This is a genomic window from Robertmurraya sp. DFI.2.37 (assembly GCF_029211245.1).
Classification (GTDB): domain Bacteria; phylum Bacillota; class Bacilli; order Bacillales; family Cytobacillaceae; genus Robertmurraya; species Robertmurraya methanolica_A.
In genome coordinates this window covers 1-402 of the sequence record NZ_JARGEJ010000296.1, presented here as the reverse complement: position 1 = coordinate 402, position 402 = coordinate 1, and the positions used below count along the sequence as shown (strand labels likewise).

Below are 402 nucleotides of genomic sequence, written 5' to 3'. Positions count from 1 at the left end.
TAAGAAAAGCAAACTGGCTAAGGCGAATAAAAATTTTGTCATGGTCCATTCTCTCCTAATTTTTGTGTTAGTAGAAAGTCTGCAACAGTGTATATACAGATTTGCTGATTCTCTAAAAAAGCGACGTGTGAACATAGCTGTTTAATTTCATCTAAATGATGGGAAGATACTAAAATCGTTTTATTTTGCAAAGACTTCAACGTATCCTAAATTTCTTTTCTTCCAATTGGATCAAGACCGCTTGTCGGTTCGTCTAAGACGAGGATTTGTGAATCTTGATAGAGCGTCACTGCGAGTCCAAGCCGCTGCAGCATTCCCTTTTGAATATTCCTCGATAATCGTATTTCGTTCCTCCCAAAGGTTGACGGATTTTAAGAGCTCTTCCATTCGTTTCTCATCGTA

At 38.1% G+C, this 402-nt stretch carries 1 protein-coding gene; it reads right to left on the bottom strand.

The features are described 5' to 3' along the window. Positions 1 to 206 precede the first annotated feature (206 nt). Positions 207 to 314, bottom strand: a complete 108-nt coding sequence (locus PZE06_RS32790; protein WP_483314091.1) for a hypothetical protein — start codon at positions 312 to 314, stop codon at positions 207 to 209. Positions 315 to 402: the final 88 nt, after the last annotated feature.